The 19,751-nt window shown below is 64.7% G+C and carries 21 protein-coding genes; 10 read left to right on the top strand and 11 right to left on the bottom strand.

The features are described 5' to 3' along the window. Positions 1–18: 18 nt before the first annotated feature. The 5 genes from folK to AC0L27_RS01365 all read right to left on the bottom strand — a co-directional run bounded on the left by folK (position 19) and on the right by AC0L27_RS01365 (position 2,769). Positions 19–510 (bottom strand): 2-amino-4-hydroxy-6-hydroxymethyldihydropteridine diphosphokinase, encoded by a 492-nt coding sequence (folK, locus tag AC0L27_RS01385; RefSeq protein WP_354206852.1) that lies wholly within the window; start codon positions 508–510, stop codon positions 19–21. A gap of 1 nt (position 511) precedes the next feature. Beyond that, complete coding sequence (gene folB / locus AC0L27_RS01380; protein WP_007608190.1) at positions 512–880, bottom strand: dihydroneopterin aldolase; 369 nt, start codon at positions 878–880, stop codon at positions 512–514. After that, positions 877–1,737: a dihydropteroate synthase gene (folP, locus tag AC0L27_RS01375; RefSeq protein WP_354206850.1), complete on the bottom strand. Its 861-nt coding sequence runs from the start codon at positions 1,735–1,737 to the stop codon at positions 877–879. The genes folB and folP overlap by 4 nt, the downstream gene beginning before the upstream one ends. Positions 1,738–1,969: 232 nt before the next feature. Further along, positions 1,970–2,377, bottom strand: a complete 408-nt coding sequence (locus AC0L27_RS01370) for a DUF4332 domain-containing protein (RefSeq protein ID WP_007608193.1) — start codon at positions 2,375–2,377, stop codon at positions 1,970–1,972. 26 nt (positions 2,378–2,403) lie between these two features. Continuing rightward, a complete protein-coding gene (locus AC0L27_RS01365; RefSeq protein WP_247399217.1) occupies positions 2,404–2,769 on the bottom strand; it encodes a DUF2267 domain-containing protein in 366 nt (121 codons plus the stop codon). 345 nt (positions 2,770–3,114) lie between these two features. Here AC0L27_RS01365 and AC0L27_RS01360 point away from each other — a divergent pair, with 345 nt between their 5' ends. From AC0L27_RS01360 to AC0L27_RS01350, 3 genes are all read left to right on the top strand, one after another. Then, positions 3,115–4,737, top strand: coding sequence for a helicase HerA-like domain-containing protein (locus AC0L27_RS01360; protein ID WP_354206847.1), 1,623 nt, complete (start codon positions 3,115–3,117; stop codon positions 4,735–4,737). Between the two features lie 254 nt (positions 4,738–4,991). Continuing rightward, positions 4,992–6,320 (top strand): glycosyltransferase family 87 protein, encoded by a 1,329-nt coding sequence (locus AC0L27_RS01355; RefSeq protein WP_354206845.1) that lies wholly within the window; start codon positions 4,992–4,994, stop codon positions 6,318–6,320. Positions 6,321–6,373: 53 nt separating this feature from the next. Then, positions 6,374–7,768 (top strand): M20/M25/M40 family metallo-hydrolase, encoded by a 1,395-nt coding sequence (locus AC0L27_RS01350; protein WP_354206843.1) that lies wholly within the window; start codon positions 6,374–6,376, stop codon positions 7,766–7,768. A gap of 218 nt (positions 7,769–7,986) precedes the next feature. Here AC0L27_RS01350 and AC0L27_RS01345 read toward each other — a convergent pair whose 3' ends face one another. After that, complete coding sequence (locus tag AC0L27_RS01345; protein WP_275167785.1) at positions 7,987–8,766, bottom strand: class II aldolase/adducin family protein; 780 nt, start codon at positions 8,764–8,766, stop codon at positions 7,987–7,989. 186 nt (positions 8,767–8,952) lie between these two features. Further along, complete coding sequence (locus AC0L27_RS01340; protein WP_354206841.1) at positions 8,953–10,602, bottom strand: glycosyltransferase family 39 protein; 1,650 nt, start codon at positions 10,600–10,602, stop codon at positions 8,953–8,955. A gap of 312 nt (positions 10,603–10,914) precedes the next feature. Here AC0L27_RS01340 and AC0L27_RS01335 point away from each other — a divergent pair, with 312 nt between their 5' ends. Next, positions 10,915–11,787 (top strand): DUF308 domain-containing protein, encoded by an 873-nt coding sequence (locus AC0L27_RS01335; protein WP_354206839.1) that lies wholly within the window; start codon positions 10,915–10,917, stop codon positions 11,785–11,787. 170 nt (positions 11,788–11,957) lie between these two features. Next, a complete protein-coding gene (locus AC0L27_RS01330; RefSeq protein ID WP_354206837.1) occupies positions 11,958–12,374 on the top strand; it encodes a Ros/MucR family transcriptional regulator in 417 nt (138 codons plus the stop codon). A 5-nt stretch (positions 12,375–12,379) separates the two neighbouring features. On the opposite strand, the gene AC0L27_RS01325 is transcribed toward AC0L27_RS01330, so the two are convergent. Together AC0L27_RS01325 and AC0L27_RS01320 are read right to left on the bottom strand one after the other, a co-directional pair. After that, positions 12,380–12,811 carry a SufE family protein gene (locus AC0L27_RS01325; RefSeq protein ID WP_275167781.1) on the bottom strand — a complete coding sequence of 144 codons (432 nt, stop codon included), beginning with the start codon at positions 12,809–12,811 and terminating at the stop codon, positions 12,380–12,382. A 68-nt stretch (positions 12,812–12,879) separates the two neighbouring features. Beyond that, positions 12,880–13,305, bottom strand: coding sequence for a DUF5330 domain-containing protein (locus AC0L27_RS01320; RefSeq protein ID WP_354206834.1), 426 nt, complete (start codon positions 13,303–13,305; stop codon positions 12,880–12,882). A gap of 383 nt (positions 13,306–13,688) precedes the next feature. Between AC0L27_RS01320 and AC0L27_RS01315 the strand changes: the two genes are divergently transcribed. From AC0L27_RS01315 to AC0L27_RS01305, 3 genes are all read left to right on the top strand, one after another. Continuing rightward, positions 13,689–15,590: a PAS domain-containing sensor histidine kinase gene (locus tag AC0L27_RS01315; protein WP_354206832.1), complete on the top strand. Its 1,902-nt coding sequence runs from the start codon at positions 13,689–13,691 to the stop codon at positions 15,588–15,590. Next, positions 15,583–16,278, top strand: a complete 696-nt coding sequence (locus tag AC0L27_RS01310) for a peptidoglycan-binding domain-containing protein (protein WP_354206830.1) — start codon at positions 15,583–15,585, stop codon at positions 16,276–16,278. Before AC0L27_RS01315 ends, AC0L27_RS01310 begins: the two co-directional genes overlap by 8 nt. Before the next feature lie 69 nt (positions 16,279–16,347). Then, positions 16,348–16,692 carry a DUF1491 family protein gene (locus AC0L27_RS01305; RefSeq protein ID WP_275167775.1) on the top strand — a complete coding sequence of 115 codons (345 nt, stop codon included), beginning with the start codon at positions 16,348–16,350 and terminating at the stop codon, positions 16,690–16,692. 144 nt (positions 16,693–16,836) lie between these two features. Here AC0L27_RS01305 and AC0L27_RS01300 read toward each other — a convergent pair whose 3' ends face one another. Beyond that, positions 16,837–17,838, bottom strand: a complete 1,002-nt coding sequence (locus AC0L27_RS01300; RefSeq protein ID WP_354206828.1) for a DUF2336 domain-containing protein — start codon at positions 17,836–17,838, stop codon at positions 16,837–16,839. 253 nt (positions 17,839–18,091) lie between these two features. Here AC0L27_RS01300 and AC0L27_RS01295 point away from each other — a divergent pair, with 253 nt between their 5' ends. Both AC0L27_RS01295 and AC0L27_RS01290 read left to right on the top strand, forming a co-directional pair. Next, a complete protein-coding gene (locus AC0L27_RS01295) occupies positions 18,092–18,280 on the top strand; it encodes a hypothetical protein (protein WP_027516916.1) in 189 nt (62 codons plus the stop codon). Positions 18,281–18,295: 15 nt separating this feature from the next. Then, positions 18,296–19,057, top strand: coding sequence for a hypothetical protein (locus AC0L27_RS01290; protein ID WP_354206826.1), 762 nt, complete (start codon positions 18,296–18,298; stop codon positions 19,055–19,057). Between the two features lie 94 nt (positions 19,058–19,151). On the opposite strand, the gene AC0L27_RS01285 is transcribed toward AC0L27_RS01290, so the two are convergent. Beyond that, on the bottom strand, positions 19,152–19,745 hold the full coding sequence (locus AC0L27_RS01285) for an amino acid synthesis family protein (protein WP_275167772.1): 594 nt from the start codon (positions 19,743–19,745) through the stop codon (positions 19,152–19,154). Between the last annotated feature and the right edge of the window lie 6 nt (positions 19,746–19,751).

The following is a 19,751-nucleotide window of genomic DNA, read 5'->3' as shown; positions in this document are numbered from 1 at the left end:
GCAAACGGTTGTTTTTGATTAACCGGTATCCGGAAGCCGCTCAATGCCTTGCGTCGAGACGCTGGCTAGCCCATCGCGCACACGAATGCCGGCGATCACGCGGTCGGGCGCGATCTCGGCCAGCGGCACCAGCACAAAGGCGCGCTCGAACAGGCGCGGATGCGGCAGGGTCAGATCGGGCTTCTGAAACGACACATCGTCATACGCGATCATGTCGAGATCGAGCGTACGCGGCCCCCAACGCCGCTCCTTGTCGCGCGTGCGGCCGAATTTCTGCTCGACCTTCTGCATCACGAACAGCAGCGCGTGCGGATCGAGATCGGTCTCGATCTCGACGCAGGCGTTGATGAAGGGATCCTGGTCCTCGTCGCCCCAGGGCGGCGTCGCATAGTCCGACGAGCGGGCGATCATCGCGGCTTGCGCCATACCGCAGATATGGGCGATCGCCTTCTGGAACGTCGCGCGGACATCTCCGACATTGCCGCCGAGCGCGATCAGGACGCTTGCCATGTCAGGGGTGCCGCGAGCGCGTCAGCATGACGCCGACGTCGTCGAAGATCGCGGCGATCGGCGCATGCGGCTTGTGCACGGTGATCTTGACCGCACGGATGCGCGGGAAGTGCGACAGGATGGCGTCGGCCACCGCGCCGGCCGCGCGCTCCAGCAGCTTGTAATTGGTGTTCTTGAAGGCTGCCGTAGTAGTCGCCACGACGTCGGCGTAGGACACAGTATCGGAAAGCCGGTCAGAGCGCGAAGGCTCCGACAGGTCGGTATAGAGCTCGAGGTCGATGACGAAGCGCTGGCCGACCTCGGTCTCGTGCTCCATCACGCCGTGGCGGGCATGGATCGACAGGCCGCTCACGAAGATCGTATCGGTCATGGCTTGCTCTCGATTGCGTGCGCCACTCGCAGGGCCTGCAAGGTCTCGGCGACGTCATGGGTCCGGATGATTTTCGCGCCGCGCTGTGCAGCGATCAGATGCGCCGCGATCGAGCCGGCGAGCCGCTCTGTCGGCTCCGACGGCGACACCGAGGCGATGAAGCGTTTTCGCGAGGCACCAACGAGGATCGGCAGGCCGAACATGTCGAGCTCGCGAAGCCGCGCCAGCGCAATCATGCTCTGTTCGGCCGTCTTGCCGAAGCCGATGCCGGGATCGAGCACGATCTTGTCGCGGGCGATGCCGGCTTGTGCCGCGATATTCAGCGAGCGCTGAAAGAACGCCTTCATGTCGGCAATGATGTCGATGGCGGGATCGACGCTGTCGCGGTTGTGCATGACAATGACGGGGACGCTCCTCGCGGCCACTATCGGCGCCATGCCGGCATCGCGCTGCAGGCCCCAGACGTCGTTGGCGATCACTACGCCCTGGGTGAGCGCGAAGGCCACCACCTCCGCCTTCATGCTGTCGATCGAGACGGGCACGCCGAGCGCCACGATGTCCGACAGCACCGGGCTCAGCCGTGCCAGCTCGTCTTCCGCCGTGACCGGCCGGGCGCCCTTGTAGGGCCGGGTGGATTCGGCACCGATATCGATGATGTCGACCCCGGCCTCGATCATCGCCCGTGCCCGCGCGAGTGCCTGCTCGGGCGCGATGAATTCGCCGCCGTCGGAGAATGAATCCGGGGTGACGTTGAGCACGCCCATCACCGCCGGGATCGGCCGCTCCAGTAGCGTCCGCAGCACGTCAGGCCCGACTGAACCGGCCGCCGGGACGGATGGGGAGGGCGAGGCATTCATGCGGCCCGCTTTAGCGGTCGGGGAGGGGGGATTCAAGGCGGGATTGGGGGGCGATCCAGTTGCCCAATGTGCTCCGGGTCCCGTGAGGGCGCGATGCTCTTGCCCACACTCCGTCATTGCGAGCGCAGCGAAGCAATCCAGGCTGCCGCTGCGGAGAGACTCTGGATTGCTTCGCTGCGCTCGCAATGACCGGGAAGGAGCGGTGCTCTATCTGCCCAGACTTGTCCCTAGATCAATACGAAATCTTCGGCGGCAGCTTTTTCGCCTTGGCGATGATGTCGCCGACCGACTTCTCCGAGGGCAGGATGCGGAGCAGCTTTTTCTTTTCGTTGGCGTCCCGCATGCTCTGGGCAAGCCTTGCCGGATTTCGGTAGGCGAGCTCGCGCACGGTGGTGACGCCGGCGGCGCGGACCAGGCCGACCTTGGCCCGGCCCATGCCGGGGATGCGCATGTAGTCGGAGACGTTCGCCCATTCCAGCAGCAACTGCTCGCTGATGCCGGTCTTGGCGGAGAGCGCTTTGCGGCCCTTCACGGTCGAGGCCGCCTCGAGCAGCGCGTCGGTGGTGCGGATACCCTGCGCCTTCAACTTGTTGGCGGCAAAGGCCGACAGGCCCTCAATCTCGGAGATCGGATATGTCATGATACTCGATGTGAAATGCGCAGGCGTCAGGCGAACTGGCTGAGGCCCGGGGTCCCCGCGATGATCTTGCCCATCTGATCCGCTCCGATTTTGTCTCGGCCGAAGCGAAAAAGTTCACGGGCGATGTTCTGAATCTCGGACATGCCAAGTCCGAGGCCCATCAGGCGCGTGCCGACCGCCATCAGGCCGCCGCCCATCAGCCGCGACAGTCCCCCGCCGCTGCGGGACGCCTCGATTGCCGCTTCTGCACCTGGAATCTGGTCGATCAGTACCTGGACGCTGTCGGAAGGACCCTCGTTGCGGAGGAAGCCCAGGATAATGCCGACGGTCTTTTCGGCGACAGCACTATCTATGCTGGCGTTTGTCGCCAGCCGCCCGATTAGCTCGTCCATATGGCCGCCCCTCAGCCGGTTCACATGCCGGAGTATTGCTTTCGAAAATGATCTTGAGCCGGTGTGATGTGAAATACAAGCGATGAACGCCATCAACGTTCCGATTCATTCTCGAACGCGCGAGAAGTGTTGCAGTGATGCAAGAGCGGAGATGAAATCGGCAAAGAAATGCCGCGATGCGAACGCGTCGTTCCTACTTTCGGCGGATGTCACCCGCACATTTCCGGCGATGTCGATGCCCGGAGCGCGTTGAATGGTTTCAATCAGCGCACGACATGCGTTAAACTACGGAACTGGTGCATTCGAGTTTCGATATGCGAAACACGGCAGAGAGATCAGGGAATAATGACCGCACAGGACAGCAAGCTCGGCGATACCGACGACAAGATCTTCGTCGGTAAAGGAAACGAGCAGGCATGGCTGACGCTGGCGTTCGCCAATCGCCACGGCCTCGTCACGGGTGCAACCGGAACCGGCAAGACGGTCTCGCTGCAAGTCATGGCGGAAGGATTTGCGCGCGCCGGTGTTCCGGTGTTCGCGGCCGACATCAAGGGCGACCTCTCCGGCATCTCCGAGGTTGGCGTGCCCGCGGACTTCATCGTCAAGCGCGCCACCGAGATGGGGCTGACGTTCCAGCCCGACCAGTTCTCGACGGTGTTCTGGGACGTCTTCGGCGAGCAGGGCCACCCGGTGCGGGCGACCGTCACGGAAATGGGCCCGCTGCTGCTCGCACGTATGCTCGACCTGAACGACGTGCAGGAAGGCGTGCTCAACGTCGCCTTCCGCGTCGCCGACGACAATGGGCTGACGCTGATCGACATGAAGGATCTGCGCGCGCTGCTCGATGCCATCGTGCCCGATGCCGGCAAGAAGGGGGCGGATGCCGAGGAGAGTCCGCTTGCCGAGATCAAGAAGGCGGCGCAGGGTTTTGGCAACGTCACCAAGGCCACGGTCGGCACCATCCAGCGCCAGCTCCTGGTGCTGGAGAACCAGGGCGCCACCAAATTCTTCGGCGAGCCGGCGCTGACGCTGAAAGACTTCATGAAGACTGACCGTGACGGCCGCGGCATGGTCAACATCCTCGTCGCCGACAAGCTGCTGCAGAGCCCACGGCTTTACGCGACATTCCTGCTGTGGATGCTGTCGGAGCTGTTCGAGGAGCTGCCCGAGGCCGGTGATCTGCCCAAGCCGAAGCTGGTCTTCTTTTTCGACGAGGCGCATCTGTTGTTCAACGACGCGCCCAAGGCGCTGATGGACAAGATCGAGCAGGTGGTGCGCCTGATCCGCTCGAAAGGTGTCGGCGTTTATTTCGTGACGCAAAACCCGGTCGACGTACCCGATCGTGTGCTCGGACAATTGGGCAACCGGGTGCAGCACGCGTTGCGCGCCTTCACCCCGCGCGACCAGAAGGCGGTCGCCGCCGCGGCCCAGACCTTCCGGCCCAACCCGAAGCTCGACACTGCCAAGGTGATCATGGAGCTCGGCAAGGGCGAGGCGCTGGTGTCCTTTCTCGAAGGCAACGGCACGCCGGCGATGGTCGAGCGGGTGATGATCCGGCCGCCGTCGGCCCGGATCGGACCGATCACGCCGGAGGAGCGCAAGGCGATCATGGATGCAAGCCCGGTGAAGGGCAAATACGACACCGCCGTTGATGCAGAGTCCGCCTACGAGATGATCCAGAAGCGCATTGCCGGCACGGCTGCCACTGCGGATGCTTCGGCGGGTGGTGGAGGCGGCGGCATCCTCGGCCAGATCGGCTCTATGGTCGGCACCATCTTCGGCACCAACGTCAAGCGCGGCCGCCTCTCCACGGGCCAGGTCATCGCGCGTGACATGACCCGATCGGTCACCAATCAGGTGATCGGGGGGATGGCCGCCAACATCGGCAAGTCGGTCGCCGGCCAGCTTGGCGGCTCGATCGGCCGCACGCTGGTCCGCGGCGCGCTCGGTGGCTTGCTGCGCAGGTAGGCAGTCAAGCTAGATTTGAGGCACTAAAGCCTCCACAGCGTCGTGGCCGGGCTTGTCCCGGCAATCCACGCCTCACCTGCAGTTCGAAGAACGTGGATGCCAGGGCACAAGCACGGGCATGACGAGATTCCGCGGGTGTTGAGATGCGATTGCCCACACGCTGGGCGAGGCTGAACACCACAAATTCAGGTGATCAGGACTCTCCAAGCGTCCGTCGGTCTGCTAGGTGCTATGGCCCCTGACTGGACCACACCGTGACCTCACCTGAATCTTTCGTCCGACCCGGCGCATTCCGAAGCCTGTCGCTACGTGCGCCGCTCGACCTGCTCTTCCTGCTCTGCTGCTTCATCCTGGCTGCCGACGTCCTTGGTCCCGAGATCTTCGGTCACGGCAAGACCAAGGACTACGGCCTGTGGTACTGGGCCGGGCAGCAAGTCTTGAAGGGTGGGCCGCTCTATCCCGGCGACATCCGTGAGTACTTCGAGTTCATCTACCCACCGCTGCCGGCGATCCTGCTGGCGATCCCGAGCTGGTTCGGCAAGATCGCGCTCTACAGCGTGCTGTCGATCCTGAATATTGCGGCGTGGTGGTACACCGGGATGCTCTCCAATGCCATGACCGGTTCGGGCCGCAGGCCCGGCCCTTGGCTGGAGGCGCTGCCCGCTCTCGTCACCGTGACTTTCGTGTTCGACATGTTCGATCTTGGCCAGCCGAACCTCGTCCTGCTGGCGATGATGCTCTACGGCTTCTGGAGCTTGCAGCATCAGCGCTCCTGGCTCGCAGGCTTCATGTTCGCGCTCGCCACCGCCATCAAGGTGTTTCCAATTGCGGTGCTGCCCTATCTGGTCTGGCGGCGAAACTGGGGAGCCGCCGTCGCGACAGTCGCCTTCACCGGCATACTTCTCTATGTCGTGCCGGGCCCCATTCGCGGCTTCGAGCGCAACGCCGCCGAGGTCAAGACCTGGTATCAGGGCATGGTCGGATCGAGTTCGGAAAAAGGATTTGGCCAGCGCGACGAGCAGAACTGGTCGTGGGTGAACCAGTCACTCATTGCCGTCACGCACCGGCTGGTCCGGCCCATCAACTACAATCAGGAGGACCCCAGCAAGCCGCCGCGCACAATGAATGTCATCGACGTCGATTACAGGACGGCGAACTGGATCGTGCTGGCGCTGTCGGCGTTGCTCGGCCTAGGCTTCGTCGCGGTCATGCCACGGCAAGCGCTGCGTACGGCGCGCTCGGACGCCGAGGAGCTCGGCATCCTGTTCTGCCTGATGACGGTGGCGTCGCCCCTGGCGCGGCAATACTACTTCATGTGGCTGTTCTTCCCGATGACGGTGCTGATGCATCGTGCCGCCTTCGACGAGCGGGCCAACGTGCGCCTGGGAACCTGGCTCGCTCTTGGCGCCGCCGGCATCCTCATGCTGCTGGCGCTGCCGTGGTTTCCCAATGTCTTTCAGGCCTGGGGCAATAACCTCGTCGCCACGGCGATCCTCGCAGCTAGTCTCGCATGGCACATCCGGCATCCGCCGGTTGCGGCTGGCCCCGACGCCGCGGCAGCGCTAAAAGCCGATAGTTCTTGAGAAGACATCTTGAGCCCCGACGTCTTGGGATTCGAACGCAGGGAATACGACCAATGGCAAATGCGCAGCTTCAATCCGTGCTCGACCACATCGACAAGGAGTTCGACAACAGCCTGGAGCGCCTGTTCTCGCTGTTGCAGATCAAGTCGATCTCCGCTGATCCGGCCTTCGCGGCCGATTGCAAGGCAGCGGCCGAGCATCTTGCCAGGGACATCGCGAGCCTCGGCGTTGCGACTGAAGTGAGGTCGACCGCCGGCCATCCCGCGGTCGTCGGCAAGAGCGTCGCGGGCGGCCGGCCGCATGTGCTGTTCTACGGCCACTATGATGTGCAGCCGGTCGATCCGCTCGAGCTCTGGCACCGTCCGCCGTTCGAGCCCGTTGTGACCGACCATGCCGACGGCCGTAAGATCATCGTGGCGCGCGGCGCCGAGGACGACAAGGGCCAGGTCATGACCTTCGTCGAGGCCTGCCGCGCCTGGAAGAAGGTGACGGGATCGCTGCCGATCGACGTCACGTTCCTGATCGAAGGCGAGGAAGAAGTCGGCTCGAAGAACTTCGTGCCCTTCATCGAAGCCAACAAGGACGAGTTTAAGGCGGACTATGTCCTGGTCTGCGACACCGGCATGTGGGACCGCGACACGCCGGCGATCACGACCTCGCTGCGCGGCCTGCTCTACGAGGAGCTCAAGATCACCGCGGCCAATCGCGACCTGCATTCCGGCGTGTTCGGCGGCAGCGCGATGAACCCGATCCGGGTGCTGACCAAGATTCTCGGCGGGCTGTTCGACGATGACAACCGTATCACCATCCCCGGCTTCTATGACGGGGTGAAGGATACGCCGCCGGACATTCTCGCGCAGTGGAAGAAGCTCGACTTCACGCCGGACACGTTCCTCAAGCCTGTTGGGCTATCGATACCGGCCGGCGAGAAGGGCAGGCTCCTCGTCGAGCAGGCTTCCACGCGTCCGACCTGTGATGTCAACGGCATCTGGGGCGGTTATATCGGTGAGGGCTCGAAGACGGTGATCCCGTCGCACGCATCGGCCAAGGTGTCATTCCGATTGGTCGAAGGGCAGGATCCGCAAAAGATCCGCAAGGCGTTCCGTGCGTACGTGACGGCGCGCATTCCGGGAGACTGCAAGGTCGAGTTCGGCGACCACTCTGCCGGGCCTGCGATTGCGCTCGACTGGAACATGAAGCCGCTCGCCGCGGCCAAGACCGCGCTGACCGAGGAATGGGGCAAGGAGACCGTGCTGATGGGATCGGGCGCCTCGATCCCGATCGTTGCGGACTTCAAGCGTACGCTGGGGCTCGACTCGCTGCTCGTCGGTTTCGGCCTCGACGACGACAACATCCACTCGCCGAACGAGAAGTACGACCTCCGCAGCTTCCAGAAAGGCATCCGTTCCTGGGCGCGCATCCTCGCGGCGCTGGCCGAGGTGAAGTGACTGCGTAGGGTGGGTTAGCCCCGCGGCTGCGCGAAGCGCAGTCGCTGGGCGTAACCCACCAACTTCTTCCCGCGATCACGGAAGCATGGTGGGTTACGCTTCGCTAACCCACCCTACGAAGCGCACCAAATAAAAACGCCGCCCGGAATTGGGCGGCGTTTCATTCCAAAAGGCGTAGAGGTTCGTTGACCGCTACCCTACACCAAATCCGGAAAATCTCAAGACCGGTATCCCGGAAGCTCGCGGTCGAGCTTGCGCAACAGCGGCGGCCACACGAGGTTGGTCGCGCGTAATTCGGCACGGTCGCGGTTGGCGAGCAGCTCGGTGTTCTTGTCGATCGCGACATCGTCGACCGGATACACCGGCGTGCCCAGCGCGCGTGTACGCACCTGCATCGAGCAGGCGCGCTCGAGGTGGTACATGCGCTCGAAGGCCGAGGCGACCGAGCGGCCGACCGTCATCGTGCCGTGGTTGCGCAGCAGCATGTGGTTGTGGTCGCCGAGGTCCTTCTGCAGCCGCGGCCGCTCGTCGTGGTCGAGCGCGATGCCTTCATAGTCGTGATAGGCGAGGTCGTGGGTGACGAGCTGGGCGGTCTGGTTCAGCGGCAGCAGGCCTTCGGCGCTGCTCGAGACCGCGGTGCCGTCGAGGGTGTGGAGATGAAGCACGCACATCGCGTCCTCGCGCACCTCGTGGATCGCCGAGTGGATGGTGAAGCCGGCGGGGTTGATGCTGTACTCGCTCTCGGAGAGCTGGTTGCCGTGTAGATCGACCTTGACGAGGCTCGACGCCGTGATCTCGTCGAACATCAGCCCGTAGGGGTTGATGAGGAAATGATGGTCGGGGCCGGGCACGCGCGCGGAGATGTGGGTGTCGACCAAATCGTCCCAGCCGTAGAGTGAAACGAGGCGATAGCAGGCGGCGAGATTGACCCGTTGCTGCCACTCGGCCTCCGTCATGTTCGACGGCACTTCCTTCAGGCGCGCTTCCGCTGGCGACATGGCTGATCTCTCCGAACATCGTTGTTGCGGGGAGGGAGGGTAGTCTCGGTGGTAGCTGGCGGCAAGGCGCTGAAAGCGCGGCAGTCCAGCGTAGCCCGCATGGAGCGAAGCGGAATGCGGGACCGGTCCCTGGATTTCGCTTCGCTCCATCCGGGCTACGGCACTCCGGCTCGGGAGAGAAGAATCTTACGGCGCAGGGATCGAGAGCAGGCTGGAAATGCTGCTGCCGCGGATGTCGTAGACGCGGGCGAACACCACGTCGTCGCGCTTGATCTCGACCAGCACGGGCGCGGTGAGGCCCTTGCAGTAGAATTCACCGAGCGTCATGGCGAAATCGGCGGCATTGGAATCCCAACCGATGGTGAAGTCGGGGCCGAGCGCGACCTGGGCGGGACGCTGCGGACCGCACACGGCGACTTTCCACTTGCGGTTACGCGGCGGCACTTCCTGGCGTTCGACCAGCTGCTCGCGCAATTCGTCCGAGGCCTGCTTCAGCGCGAGACCCCAATAATCCAGCATGAAGCGGTCGTCGGCGCCGCGCACGGTGCCGGCGATGTGGTTGAAGTGGGTGTATTGATAGGGATGCAGCCGGATCATCTCGGCGAGCGAGAGCGCAAGGCCAAAGCAGAAGGTGGCGAGCACGACCGGCTGCCAGGTGCGGTGATTGGCGCGCAGGCGCTCCATGGCCCAGCCAAAGGCGACGCCGCCGAGCACCGCCATCGGCGGGATCACGAAGACGAAATGGCGGATGCCGTTGTACAGCGCCGGCCGCTTCACCATCGCGATCACCAGCGGCAGCGTCGCTGCGAGCGTGAGCATCAGCAGGATGGTTTTGCGGCGGGCGGGAACCTCGCGACGCGGCAGCAGTGCGAAGGTGCCGATGACGGCGCCGAACATCAGCACCAGCATCACCTCGGGCAACTGAAGTGCGAACAGCGTCGGCAGGTAGGACCAGGGCATGTCGGGCACGGATACGATCGCGCCGTCGAACATCTCCTTCCAGGGTTTCTCGAAGAAGTGCGAGAAGTAGGTCAGCGCCTCGAAGGGATTGCCGGGCTCCATGATCGACCACGGCCAGATCAGCCCCATCACGAGGTAGCCGAGCACGAGGCCAGGCAGGAGCACGTAGACGACATAGGCGAAGCGTCGGATCGACTCGCGCAGGCCCTCGCTGCGCAGTTCCTCCAGGAACAGCGGCATGAAGCCGATCACGGCATAGACCAGCGCAAGTCCGCCCAGGATGCGGGTGCCAAGCGAGAGGCCGGCACCAAGGCCGACGATCAAGATCGTGCGCGGCGAAGGCTGCGGATATTCCTCGGCGAGCCGGACGAGGCCCAGCATCAGGATGATCATGGCCACCGCGAAGGGCGCATCCTTCGGGTTCATGAACATGTGGCCGTAGAAGATCGGGCAGAGCGCGAGCAGCAAGAGTGAGGCAAGTCCCGCAAGGGGGCCCCCGATACGGCGGCCGAGCCGCCACGTCACCGCAAGTCCGACCACGCCGACGACGGCGCCGACCAGACGGCGCGTCTCGAACAGCTCGAGCGGAATCACCTTGTGCAGGAGGGCCGCGACCATGTCGAAGCCGCCGCCATACATGTAGAGATTGGCGAACGAGAGTGCCGCGGTGTCCTTGAAGCCGGAACCGAACATGCGCAGCAGCAGGTCGGCATATTCGGCGTGGGTGTAGTCGTCCCAGCCGAGCCCGTAGTCGCGGAAGGTCAAGCCAGCAATGACGGCGACCGCAGCCAGCACCAGCATGGCGAGATCGTCGCAAGTCCGTTCAACCGAGCGCCGCAGAGGCGTGTCGATCGCCGAAGTCGTGATGGATGTCATGGCTATTGGTGACCCGGAATCCCCTCTTGGCCCTGCTGGTGCGCGCGGGCCACTTCCCCGGAATCCCTATAGCGCAGTTCCATTACCAAGTAATTGGGCATTATGGCTAATTCCTGATGCAGCGCAGCAAATCCGACCAACTCCTGAGCAGCTTAAAAGTAGCGAGCCGTAGCTGAAGGGAATGTGAATAAGTCTCTGATTTCCTTTCCTTTAGGAACGCAGGCTATAATTCGACGTTGGCGTGGAACACCGGATGACGGTATCGTGGCGTGACGAGTGTCGCGTGTGGATGCGCGGCCGGGGGTGAGTTCGATGACCTTGGCTTTGTTGATCGCTGGGATTTTCGCCGTTTTGGCGGGCCTCCTTGCGATCCTGTTTGGCTTCACCGTCAGGGAATTCAGTCTCGGCAGTACCCTCATAATCTCCGGAACCATCGGCGTCTGCTCCGGACTGTTACTGGCCGGCCTCTACGTCGTGGTCGTGGAACTGAAGGGCATTGCCCGCCGGCTGGCAGGATCAATCGCACCATCGGACGTTCGGGTCAGGCCCGTGCTGCCGGGTCTCGGGATCCCTGGAACGCCCGGCCTCGCGCCTGACCCGGGCGCAGAGAAGATCGAGCCGGCGCCGCCATTGCCGGCCGCAGGACCGCCGCCCTGGCAGAACGAAGCAGCCGCGCGGGAGCGTCCACGCGTCGAGCCTCCGCCAGCGCCAGAAGCCCCGACGCCACCTGAGGTTCCGGAACCGCCGCGCCGGCGCAACCTGCTGTTCGCCTCGACCTCGCGCAAGGAGCGCGAGCGCGCGGAGGCGAAGACCGGCGAGGGCTTGCCGCCGCTGCCGCACGCTGAGCCCTCAGCGGAGCCTGCCGCCCCGGAGACGCCCCCTGCCAGCTTCGACGACGCCTGGCCGAAGCCGGACCGTGTGAGGTCTCCGGAGCCGCCGCCCGCCGCGCGGCGCCCGCCACCGCGCTCGCCATCGACCTTCGCGGAGGCCGCCCCGCCAGCTGCACCCGAACCGGCGGCAGCCGCCGAGCAGGCGCCCGTGACCGTGCTCAAATCCGGCATCGTCGACGGCATGGCCTATTCGCTCTATTCCGACGGCTCGATCGAAGCCCAGATGCCGGAGGGGATGATGCGCTTTGCCTCGATCGACGAGCTGCGCTCCCACCTCGACCAGCGGGGCGCTTGAGAGCGGGCGCAGACGAATCTGCAGCCAAGTAAAGCGCTGGCGTTCTTGTTGCTTCGTCAGTAAATCGGCCCATACTCCTAGTCGTTCCGTTTCAGCCGAACGTATTGTTGACACGGAATACTTTGGCGTCGTCAATCCCATGCGACGCAAAGTGGAGAAAGGTCGGGCCGATGTCGGATACCGGGGCTAAGAATTTCATTGAGCTGACGGCGAGCATCGTGTCGGCCTATCTCAGCAACAATCCGACGGCTGCGGCCGAGATTCCGAACCTGATCAGCCAGGTGCATGGCGCGCTGGTGCGCGTTTCGTCAGGCCGCACCGAGACGGCGCCGCTTGAGCCGGCGAAGCCGGCGGTCTCGCTGAAGAAGTCGATCGCGCCCGATTATCTGGTCTGTCTGGAAGACGGCAAGCGCTTCAAGTCGCTGAAGCGCCATCTGCGCACCCAGTACAACATGACGCCGGAGCAATATCGCGAGAAATGGGGCCTGCCGGCCGACTATCCCATGGTCGCGCCGAACTATGCGGTGGCCCGCTCGCAGCTTGCGAAGCAGATGGGACTGGGGCAGCAGCAGCGGAAGCGGAAGTAGAATTTCTACGACGCTGCCGCGAGCGCCTCTTTCGCGTCGGTCTTGATGCGCTCGACCATCGAGCGCAGGCCGTTGGAGCGCTGCGGCGTCAAATGATCGCGAAAGCCGAACTCGTCGAAGACGGCAATGGCGTCGGTCGCAAGAATCTCCTGCGGCGTGCGGCCGGAGTAAAGCGACAGTACGATCGCGACCAGCCCGCGCACGATGTGGGCGTCGCTGTCGCCGCGATATGTCAGGATCGGCGCGCCGCCATCGCGACGATCGATCAGCTTCTGAAGCCAGACCTGGCTGACACAGCCATTCACCTTGTTCTCGGCCGAATGCTCGGCCTCGGACATCGGTTCCAGGGTGCGGCCGAGCTCGATGACGTACCGATAGCGGTCGTCCCACTCATCCAGAAGCTCGAAATTATCCCTGATTTCGTCGATCGTCGTCATGCTGGCCCAAAGTTCCCGTTCAGGCCAATATAGGGACGCAAAGCGCCGAAATCGATAGGGTTTGGGCGCTAATTCGCTGTCGCGGGCGCCGGGCCGCGCCATTCCAGCGCGAGGTCGTCCTGGGACAGGGTGTCACGCGGCGCCTCGCTCGCAGCGAGATCGCCTTCGCCGGCCAGCGCGATCGAGCCGGTGTGGTCGGGCGCCTTCTTGTCGGTCTTGTCGAGCTGCTCTTTCTTGTCGTTGATGATCTGGTAGATCTTCTTCGCGCCGTCCTGCGCACGCTGGCCGATGATGGTCGCGGCCTGTCCGCCGACCTCGCAGGCTGCCGGCTGGCGCTTGCAGAACTGGGTCATGTCGGAGACGGCCGCGGTCGCAGCCTGCACCGCGTCGGCAGCGCCGATCTGCGGCAGCTTGTCCGATTCGGGCGTCTTGTCCCGCGGCAGGAGCACCAGCACCAGCCCGAGCCAGAATGTGATGCGAAGCAGAAAGCGCATCTTGCGACCTGTATGTTAGAGCCCGCCGCGGCGATCTCCGCGGATGTCGGACCTAGCAACTCTCGATAAATCGCAAGTGATTGCCTTCCGCTTAATTCGCGGAAAATTGACTCAAGAATCTTAGCAATCGACGGTGTCGTAAATTTTCGATTGACGTCCGCGCCGCGAACTCTGCCGGCCACCCGTCCACCATTTCGAAACCATGCGGATCACGGTGAAACCCTGTGTTCACCATCCCTGCCGATGACGTCGTCAAATCGCCTAAAAAGCCGTGCGATGACGCGGTGTCCGGCGGCGCGCCGCGCTGCCTTAGTGTTCGTTTAAGGTCGCTCTGACACGGTGGCTCAACGATAAGGAGGCGTTCCGGCGCGTCTTCCCGACGAATGAGCCGAAGCGCGAGACCCGTGACAGTTTTGAGTATCATCCGCGATTGTCTCGATGCGCTGCTGCATCCCTCCGCGCGTTACGACGCGCTGACGCGAGCGCGCCATCGTGCCTTCATGGCCCCGCGGCTGCTCGGCAGCCTGGCCGCCTTTGCCGCATTCCCGGTCTATCTCGCCATGCGCGGCGCGCCGAGCGCGATCGAGGTCGCGGCGTTCGCCTGGCTGATTGCGCCGATCCTGCTGTCCTGGTTCCTGTCGCGCACCGGCCGTTACGAAGGCGCGCATGTGCTGTCGTCGCTGGCGCTCTCAAGCCTGATCATGGCGGTTGCGGTGACGACCGGCGGCATCGAATCATTTGCCGCGATCTGGCTGGTCGTGATTCCTCTCGAAGCTGCGCTGTCGGCCTCGCGCCGCGTCGCGGCCTTTGCATCGCTGCTGGCGCTGTCCTGCGCCGGCATCCTGATCCTCGTCAGCCAGCTCGGCTGGCTGCCGATTGGCGACACCAGCGCCGCGGAACGCGGCGTGCTGATGGCGTTCGGCGTCGCCTCGGCGACGCTTTATGCCGCGGGCCTTGCCTTCGGTGCGGAATCGCTCGCGCGCACCAGCGTTGCGCTGCTGTCGCGCGAGGAAGAGCGTTACCGCCTCCTGGCGCGGAATATGAGCGACGTCATCTCGCGGCATCAGCGCAACGGCGCGGTGCAGTTCATTTCACCGGCGGTGGAAGCCATGCTCGGCGTGCCCGTCGCGCAACTGCTCGGCCACGGCCTGTTCGATCGCGTCCATGTCGCCGATCGCCCGGCTTATCTGACGGCGCTGTCCGATGCCGCGCGCGGCGACGTGCGCAGCGTCGAGTTCCGGTTGCGCCGGGAGCGTGCCGGCTCGGAGCGCGGCCAGGTTGATTTCATCTGGGTCGAGATGCGCTGCCGCCCGCTCGATCAGGATATGGGCCGCGATGTAACGCGCGAGGCCGATGTCGTCGCCGTGATGCGCGATGTCACCGACCGCAAGCTCGGGGAACAGGCGTTCGACGAGGCACGCAGCGCTGCAGAGGCGGCCGACGCCGCCAAGACGCGCTTCCTCGCCACCATGAGCCATGAGCTGCGCACGCCGCTCAACGCCATCATCGGCTTCTCCGAGATGATCACGCAGGAGCAGACCTTGATGCTGGGCGCGGCCCAGCGGAGGGAATACGCCCAGCTCATCAACGATTCCGGCCAGCATCTGCTCTCGGTCGTCAACGGCATCTTGGACATGTCCAAGATGGAATCGGGTAATTTCGAGATCGCGTCCGAGCCGTTCGCGCCGCGTGCATCATTGATGCATTGCTGCAATCTGCTGGCGCTGAAGGCGCGGGAGAACGGCGTCGATCTCGTCACCGATGCGCCGCAGGACCTGCCAGTCATGACCGGCGATCCGCGCGCCTTCAAGCAGATCGTGCTCAACCTCGTCGCCAACGCCGTCAAGTTCACCGAGCGCGGCGGTCAGGTCACCGTCACAGCCGCGGTCTCGGGCTCGCAGCTTGCGCTGCGCGTCAGCGACACCGGGATCGGCATCGCGCCTGACGATCTCGAGCGCATCGGCGCGCCGTTCTTCCAGGCCGGCAAGACCTATCAGCGCCGTCACGAAGGCACCGGCCTCGGACTTTCGATCGTGAAGAGCCTTGTGGCGTTGCATCTCGGCGAATTGACAGTACAAAGCAGGCTCGGCGAGGGCACTGCCGTCACCGTCAAGCTGCCGCTCGTGTACACGCCGCAGGCCAAAAGTTCTGAGGCCAAGATGTCCGACAGCAAGGCGAGCGAGAACAAGATCGCGACCTTGACGCCGGTGCTGCGCCAAGAACTTCAAGACCATGCTCACGACCAAGTTCAGGACCAACCCGCTCTGGTGAAGAAAAGTGCCTAAGAAGTCTGCCAAGGACGAAGCCGCTCCGCGCCGCCGTGGCGCCAAGGCTGCGGTCATCGATGTCGAGACCGAGCGCAATCTCGTGCTGCGCGTGCTGCTGCATAGCCCCAAGGATACGCTGGCCGGTCTCGTCGCCGTTGCCGCCATCGGCGCGATCGTTGCCAATGCGCTGTTCCTCCAGACCGGCCGGCATCCGGCGCCGATGTTCGGCACCGTGATCAATCTTCCCGCACCGTCCTCCCTGGCGCTGTCAAATCCCTTGCCCCGTCCGCGTCCCGTCGGCGCCGATACCTCGCCGCTCGAGCCGAGAGCGACGGAGTTTCGTGCCGAGCCCAGAGCTGCGGACAAGCCGCCGGAGAGGCCCGTCGATGCGACCGCATCGACGCCGCGCTCGGGCGACCCCATGACCAATCTGGTCAAGCAAACGATTTCGGCGCCGCCCTCCGTCGCGCGTCCGCCGGCGCCGATCCCCGTGCAGCAGAGCCCGGCCGCGCGGCGCATCGCCGGCGTGCAGCGCGCGCTGTCCGAATATGGCTACGGCAATTTGAAGATCACGGGCGCAATGGGCGCCGAGACCCAGTCCGCGATCCAGAAATTCGAGCGCGAGCACAAGATGCAGGTCACCGGCCAGCTCTCCGAGCGCCTGCTGCGCGAGCTCGGCGCCGCGATCGGCCACCCCGTCGAATAGTCGTTACGCTTCGCCGAGACCGAAGCCTCAAGGCTGGTGCTCATTACAGCACTGGCTTATCGTACGACCATGCGTTTGAAATCAAACATCTGGGTCTCAGCCTATCTGCGCCGGTGCCAGACCGAGGGCGTGTTCGGCGCGGTGCGCCGTCGCGGCGCGGAGGAGGCGGGTGCGGTGTTCGTGAAGGTTTCGCTGCTCGACGGCAATGCGATGCTCTACGTGCCCGCGCCGCAGACCTCTTATGACGACGGCCGGCCGGTCGATCGCTTCTTCGTGCCGTTTGCGCCGCAGCCGATGCCGGAGCCCGCGGTGGAGGAGCGCCTGACCAAGGAGATCCGCTTCGACTCCGACATCTGGATCGTCGAGACCGAAGACCGCGCCGGGCGGCATTTTCTCGAATTAGCGAAGACCTGATCAGGACGCTGTTGCGTCGTCATGGCCGGGCTTGTCCCAGCCATCCACGATCTTGGTTGCGCCACCGATGAACGTAGATGCCCGGGACAAGCCCGGGCATGACGAGCTTGTGGAGCAAGCGACGGTATCAGGTCGCACTCGCCTCTAGCGATCCGATGATCCGCTGGTGCCGATCCGCACCGCGGGCGCGGAGCCGGGCTGCACGCCCGGACGCGTCTGGCTTGCGCCTGCACGCGCGCGCTGGCGCTCGCTGTCGTGCAGCGACGGTTGGTACTTTGCACGGGTGACGGCAAGCGTCGAGCCGCGCCAGGCGGCCAGCATCACCAGCGCCGCGCGGTCGCTGAGGCGATCGTAAAGCCGCGACAGCCGGTACACGTCGGTCACGGAGTTGCCGATCTCCGGCTTGAAGAACAGCAGGATGCGCTGGAACACGGGGCTCGGCATGTCGAGTGCGCGCGCGGCGACCGCGAGCGCTTCGCCGCTTGCATCGTCGACGATCTGGGCTGCGACGCGCGAGGGCAGGATCAGGCTGTCGCCGAGCTCGAAGGTGAAATTCTCGACATCGCCCGCGATCGCCGCCATCTCGAGGATCTGGATCGCGCGCTTGGCGCGGACTGTCGGAATCCGCGGCGCGGCCTTCAGCGGCGTCTGCGCCAGATTGTGCAGGATCAGCGCGCGCTCGGAGGCGCCGGCGCGGAAGAACATGTCGTGGATATCGGCCGCGTCCTTTGGCTGCATCGCCATGTTCGAGGCCATGCGCAGCTCGGCGTCGGTTGGCGTGCGAGCCGGCAAGGGGGCAGGAGGGGGAGCAAGGGCGGGGGCAGGAGCGGGCGCCGGGATTTCGCGCGCGAGCGGAACCCTGCGGCCCTCCTGCGCGGCCGACAGACCGAGCTTCTGCATGATCGGGACGGGCGTCGACGGATAGATCGCAAGCCGCGCCTTGACGGCCGCGCGCGTCGCGTCGTCGACCTGGTCGATCAGCCGTGTGGCGAGCTCGACGAACTGGCGCTGCTCGTCATCGCTATGGGTGCTCGACTGGACATAGAGGTCGGTCAGCACGCGCAGCAGCGTCGGACGGACATCGACGCCTTCGCGACGGGAGAGGGTCATCAGCCCGTCGAATCCTGGAAACAACGACTTGGTCATGGAGAGATACGCGACCTGGAAGAGATACTCGCCGTCAGCCTATCGCGGGCTCCTTTAAAGGCTCGTTAAGGAAAACGAGGCGTGAAGCCGAACGCTTGCTTTGAAGCGTTCTCGTGCCGCAACGGGACGGCGGGTCCTACCCGTGCGGTTACGGTTCCGCCGGCACGTTTACACCCCGTTAACCATGAACTGATCTTAATGATCCCATGTTGCAGAGGCGCGCCGGGTCGCGCGGCAATTGAAGAGAGCTGATATGGGGACCATCATCGAATTTCCGGCCGGTCGCCGGGTGAGCGCGTCGGGGGACGTGGCTCCGCGCGCGGACATGGGCACGATTTTGATCCTTCCCGTGATCCGCATCGAGCGCGAGAGCGACGAAACCAGCGGCGATCACGGGCCGGAGCAGGGCACAGCGCCGGGGCGCCGTCGTCGTCGCCGTTAGCCTTCGGCCTTTGCAATGCCGGAGAACCTCCGCCAGATCCGGCCCGTCGTAACGGCCATCATGCTCGCAGTGCTGGGCGCGACGCTTGCCGCCTGTAGCGGCGGCGATTTCGGCCGGACCCGCGCCGACATGCGCAGCGACGACATGCATCGCTGGCTGGGCGCGGAAGTCACCTCCAGCATCGGCCTGAAGCCATCCCAATTCCAGCTCACCGACGAGGAGCGCCAGCTTCGCGACCTCGCCTATCCGCTGATCGAGCCGCCGCTGTCGCGGCCCGCCTGGAAGAGCGTGTTCGGCGACTACAAGGCGCTGCCCTCGCCCTGGCGGCAAAAGATCGTGTTCGACCGCACCATGTACGGACGCACGCTGATCGACGAGCCGCACCGTTCGCACTCCTCGCGCTATGCGCAGCTGATCGAGGACGTGCGCAACGACATCACCCGCTTCGAGCCGTTCTTCGCCTCCGCGATCCGCGTCATCGACCTCGACAAGAAGCGCAACGCCAGCATGGCGCGTGTCTCCTCCCTCTCGCCGAAGGAGAAGGAGGACGCGGTCGAGCGCATGCAGGAGAATTCGCTGATCATCCAGTGGGTGCAGCAGTGCCTCGAGCAGCGCGTCTCGTCCTATCGCTGGGGTCTGGAGCGGCTGGTGATCCAGGCGCCCGACGGCATGGCCGCCGATGCCGACCGCCTGATCGGCGAACTCGCCGCCCAGACCGCTAACCCGCCGGTCGCGGCCCAGCCGCCCTACGGTCGCGCGGTCGTCTCGAAGGGTTGATCATCTCACGGCTGCGCGCCGGCGCTTGATTGCGTCGGGTTTGGCGCGCTGCTTCTGCGGCTTTCCACAAAATTCTTCAGCACATCCGCGCCTTTCAGCGCTGTCCGTCGTGCACGGAGATCGCGGATGCCGCGAGGCCCCCGATGCGCGCGTGAGGTCGGCCGCCGGTCGCCATCACGAGCCCGAAGGCGATCTCGTCGCGCCGCGGTGAATCCCACAGCGTCATCTCCGCGGTGCCGAAATGGCTGCGGACATAGGCGGCGTGAATGTGCCCGAGCGGAACCATGAGCCGCGTGCCCGGACCGCCGATGGTCTTCGCCGCCGGAACGATCGCCTTGGGCTGACCGAGCACCTCGCGCATGCCCTGGCCGCCGGCCTCGTGCCAGACCGCGCCGTGCTCGAGCTCGCCGTCCCCGCCGACGATGATGCCCTTGCCATAGGCCTCGATCTGCGCGGCACCGCCGAGCTGCGCGATCAGCCGTGTCGCGAGCTCGCGCCCGAGCTCGCGCAAGGACGCCTGAAACGGCATCAGGTCGGGTTCGAAGCGGCCGGCGAACGGATTGCGGATCACCGCGACGGCCGTTCCGACCAGCAGCGGCTTCTCCAGGCGGGGGCCGCGCTCGTGCCAGATGGTCTCGACGCTGAGCGCGCTCTTGCGGATATCATGGGTCGCGTCTTGGGACGACATGCGCTG

The sequence above is a fragment of the Bradyrhizobium sp. Ken51 genome (genome assembly GCF_055807435.1).
Note: the sequence above shows the minus strand (reverse complement) of the source record. Positions and strands in the feature narration are given on the sequence as shown.

What these genes read in the sequence shown, in the direction of transcription:
- folK (WP_354206852.1), bottom strand. Translation starts at nt 510, where the DNA reads ATGGCAAGCGTCCTGATCGCGCTCGGCGGCAATGTCGGAGATGTCCGC.
- folB (WP_007608190.1), bottom strand. Translation starts at nt 880, where the DNA reads ATGACCGATACGATCTTCGTGAGCGGCCTGTCGATCCATGCCCGCCAC.
- folP (WP_354206850.1), bottom strand. Translation starts at nt 1,737, where the DNA reads ATGAATGCCTCGCCCTCCCCATCCGTCCCGGCGGCCGGTTCAGTCGGG.
- AC0L27_RS01370 (WP_007608193.1), bottom strand. Translation starts at nt 2,377, where the DNA reads ATGACATATCCGATCTCCGAGATTGAGGGCCTGTCGGCCTTTGCCGCC.
- AC0L27_RS01365 (WP_247399217.1), bottom strand. Translation starts at nt 2,769, where the DNA reads ATGGACGAGCTAATCGGGCGGCTGGCGACAAACGCCAGCATAGATAGT.
- AC0L27_RS01360 (WP_354206847.1), top strand. Translation starts at nt 3,115, where the DNA reads ATGACCGCACAGGACAGCAAGCTCGGCGATACCGACGACAAGATCTTC.
- AC0L27_RS01350 (WP_354206843.1), top strand. Translation starts at nt 6,374, where the DNA reads ATGGCAAATGCGCAGCTTCAATCCGTGCTCGACCACATCGACAAGGAG.
- AC0L27_RS01345 (WP_275167785.1), bottom strand. Translation starts at nt 8,766, where the DNA reads ATGTCGCCAGCGGAAGCGCGCCTGAAGGAAGTGCCGTCGAACATGACG.
- AC0L27_RS01340 (WP_354206841.1), bottom strand. Translation starts at nt 10,602, where the DNA reads ATGACATCCATCACGACTTCGGCGATCGACACGCCTCTGCGGCGCTCG.
- AC0L27_RS01335 (WP_354206839.1), top strand. Translation starts at nt 10,915, where the DNA reads ATGACCTTGGCTTTGTTGATCGCTGGGATTTTCGCCGTTTTGGCGGGC.
- AC0L27_RS01330 (WP_354206837.1), top strand. Translation starts at nt 11,958, where the DNA reads ATGTCGGATACCGGGGCTAAGAATTTCATTGAGCTGACGGCGAGCATC.
- AC0L27_RS01325 (WP_275167781.1), bottom strand. Translation starts at nt 12,811, where the DNA reads ATGACGACGATCGACGAAATCAGGGATAATTTCGAGCTTCTGGATGAG.
- AC0L27_RS01320 (WP_354206834.1), bottom strand. Translation starts at nt 13,305, where the DNA reads ATGCGCTTTCTGCTTCGCATCACATTCTGGCTCGGGCTGGTGCTGGTG.
- AC0L27_RS01315 (WP_354206832.1), top strand. Translation starts at nt 13,689, where the DNA reads ATGAGCCGAAGCGCGAGACCCGTGACAGTTTTGAGTATCATCCGCGAT.
- AC0L27_RS01305 (WP_275167775.1), top strand. Translation starts at nt 16,348, where the DNA reads ATGCGTTTGAAATCAAACATCTGGGTCTCAGCCTATCTGCGCCGGTGC.
- AC0L27_RS01300 (WP_354206828.1), bottom strand. Translation starts at nt 17,838, where the DNA reads ATGACCAAGTCGTTGTTTCCAGGATTCGACGGGCTGATGACCCTCTCC.
- AC0L27_RS01295 (WP_027516916.1), top strand. Translation starts at nt 18,092, where the DNA reads ATGGGGACCATCATCGAATTTCCGGCCGGTCGCCGGGTGAGCGCGTCG.
- AC0L27_RS01290 (WP_354206826.1), top strand. Translation starts at nt 18,296, where the DNA reads ATGCCGGAGAACCTCCGCCAGATCCGGCCCGTCGTAACGGCCATCATG.
- AC0L27_RS01285 (WP_275167772.1), bottom strand. Translation starts at nt 19,745, where the DNA reads ATGTCGTCCCAAGACGCGACCCATGATATCCGCAAGAGCGCGCTCAGC.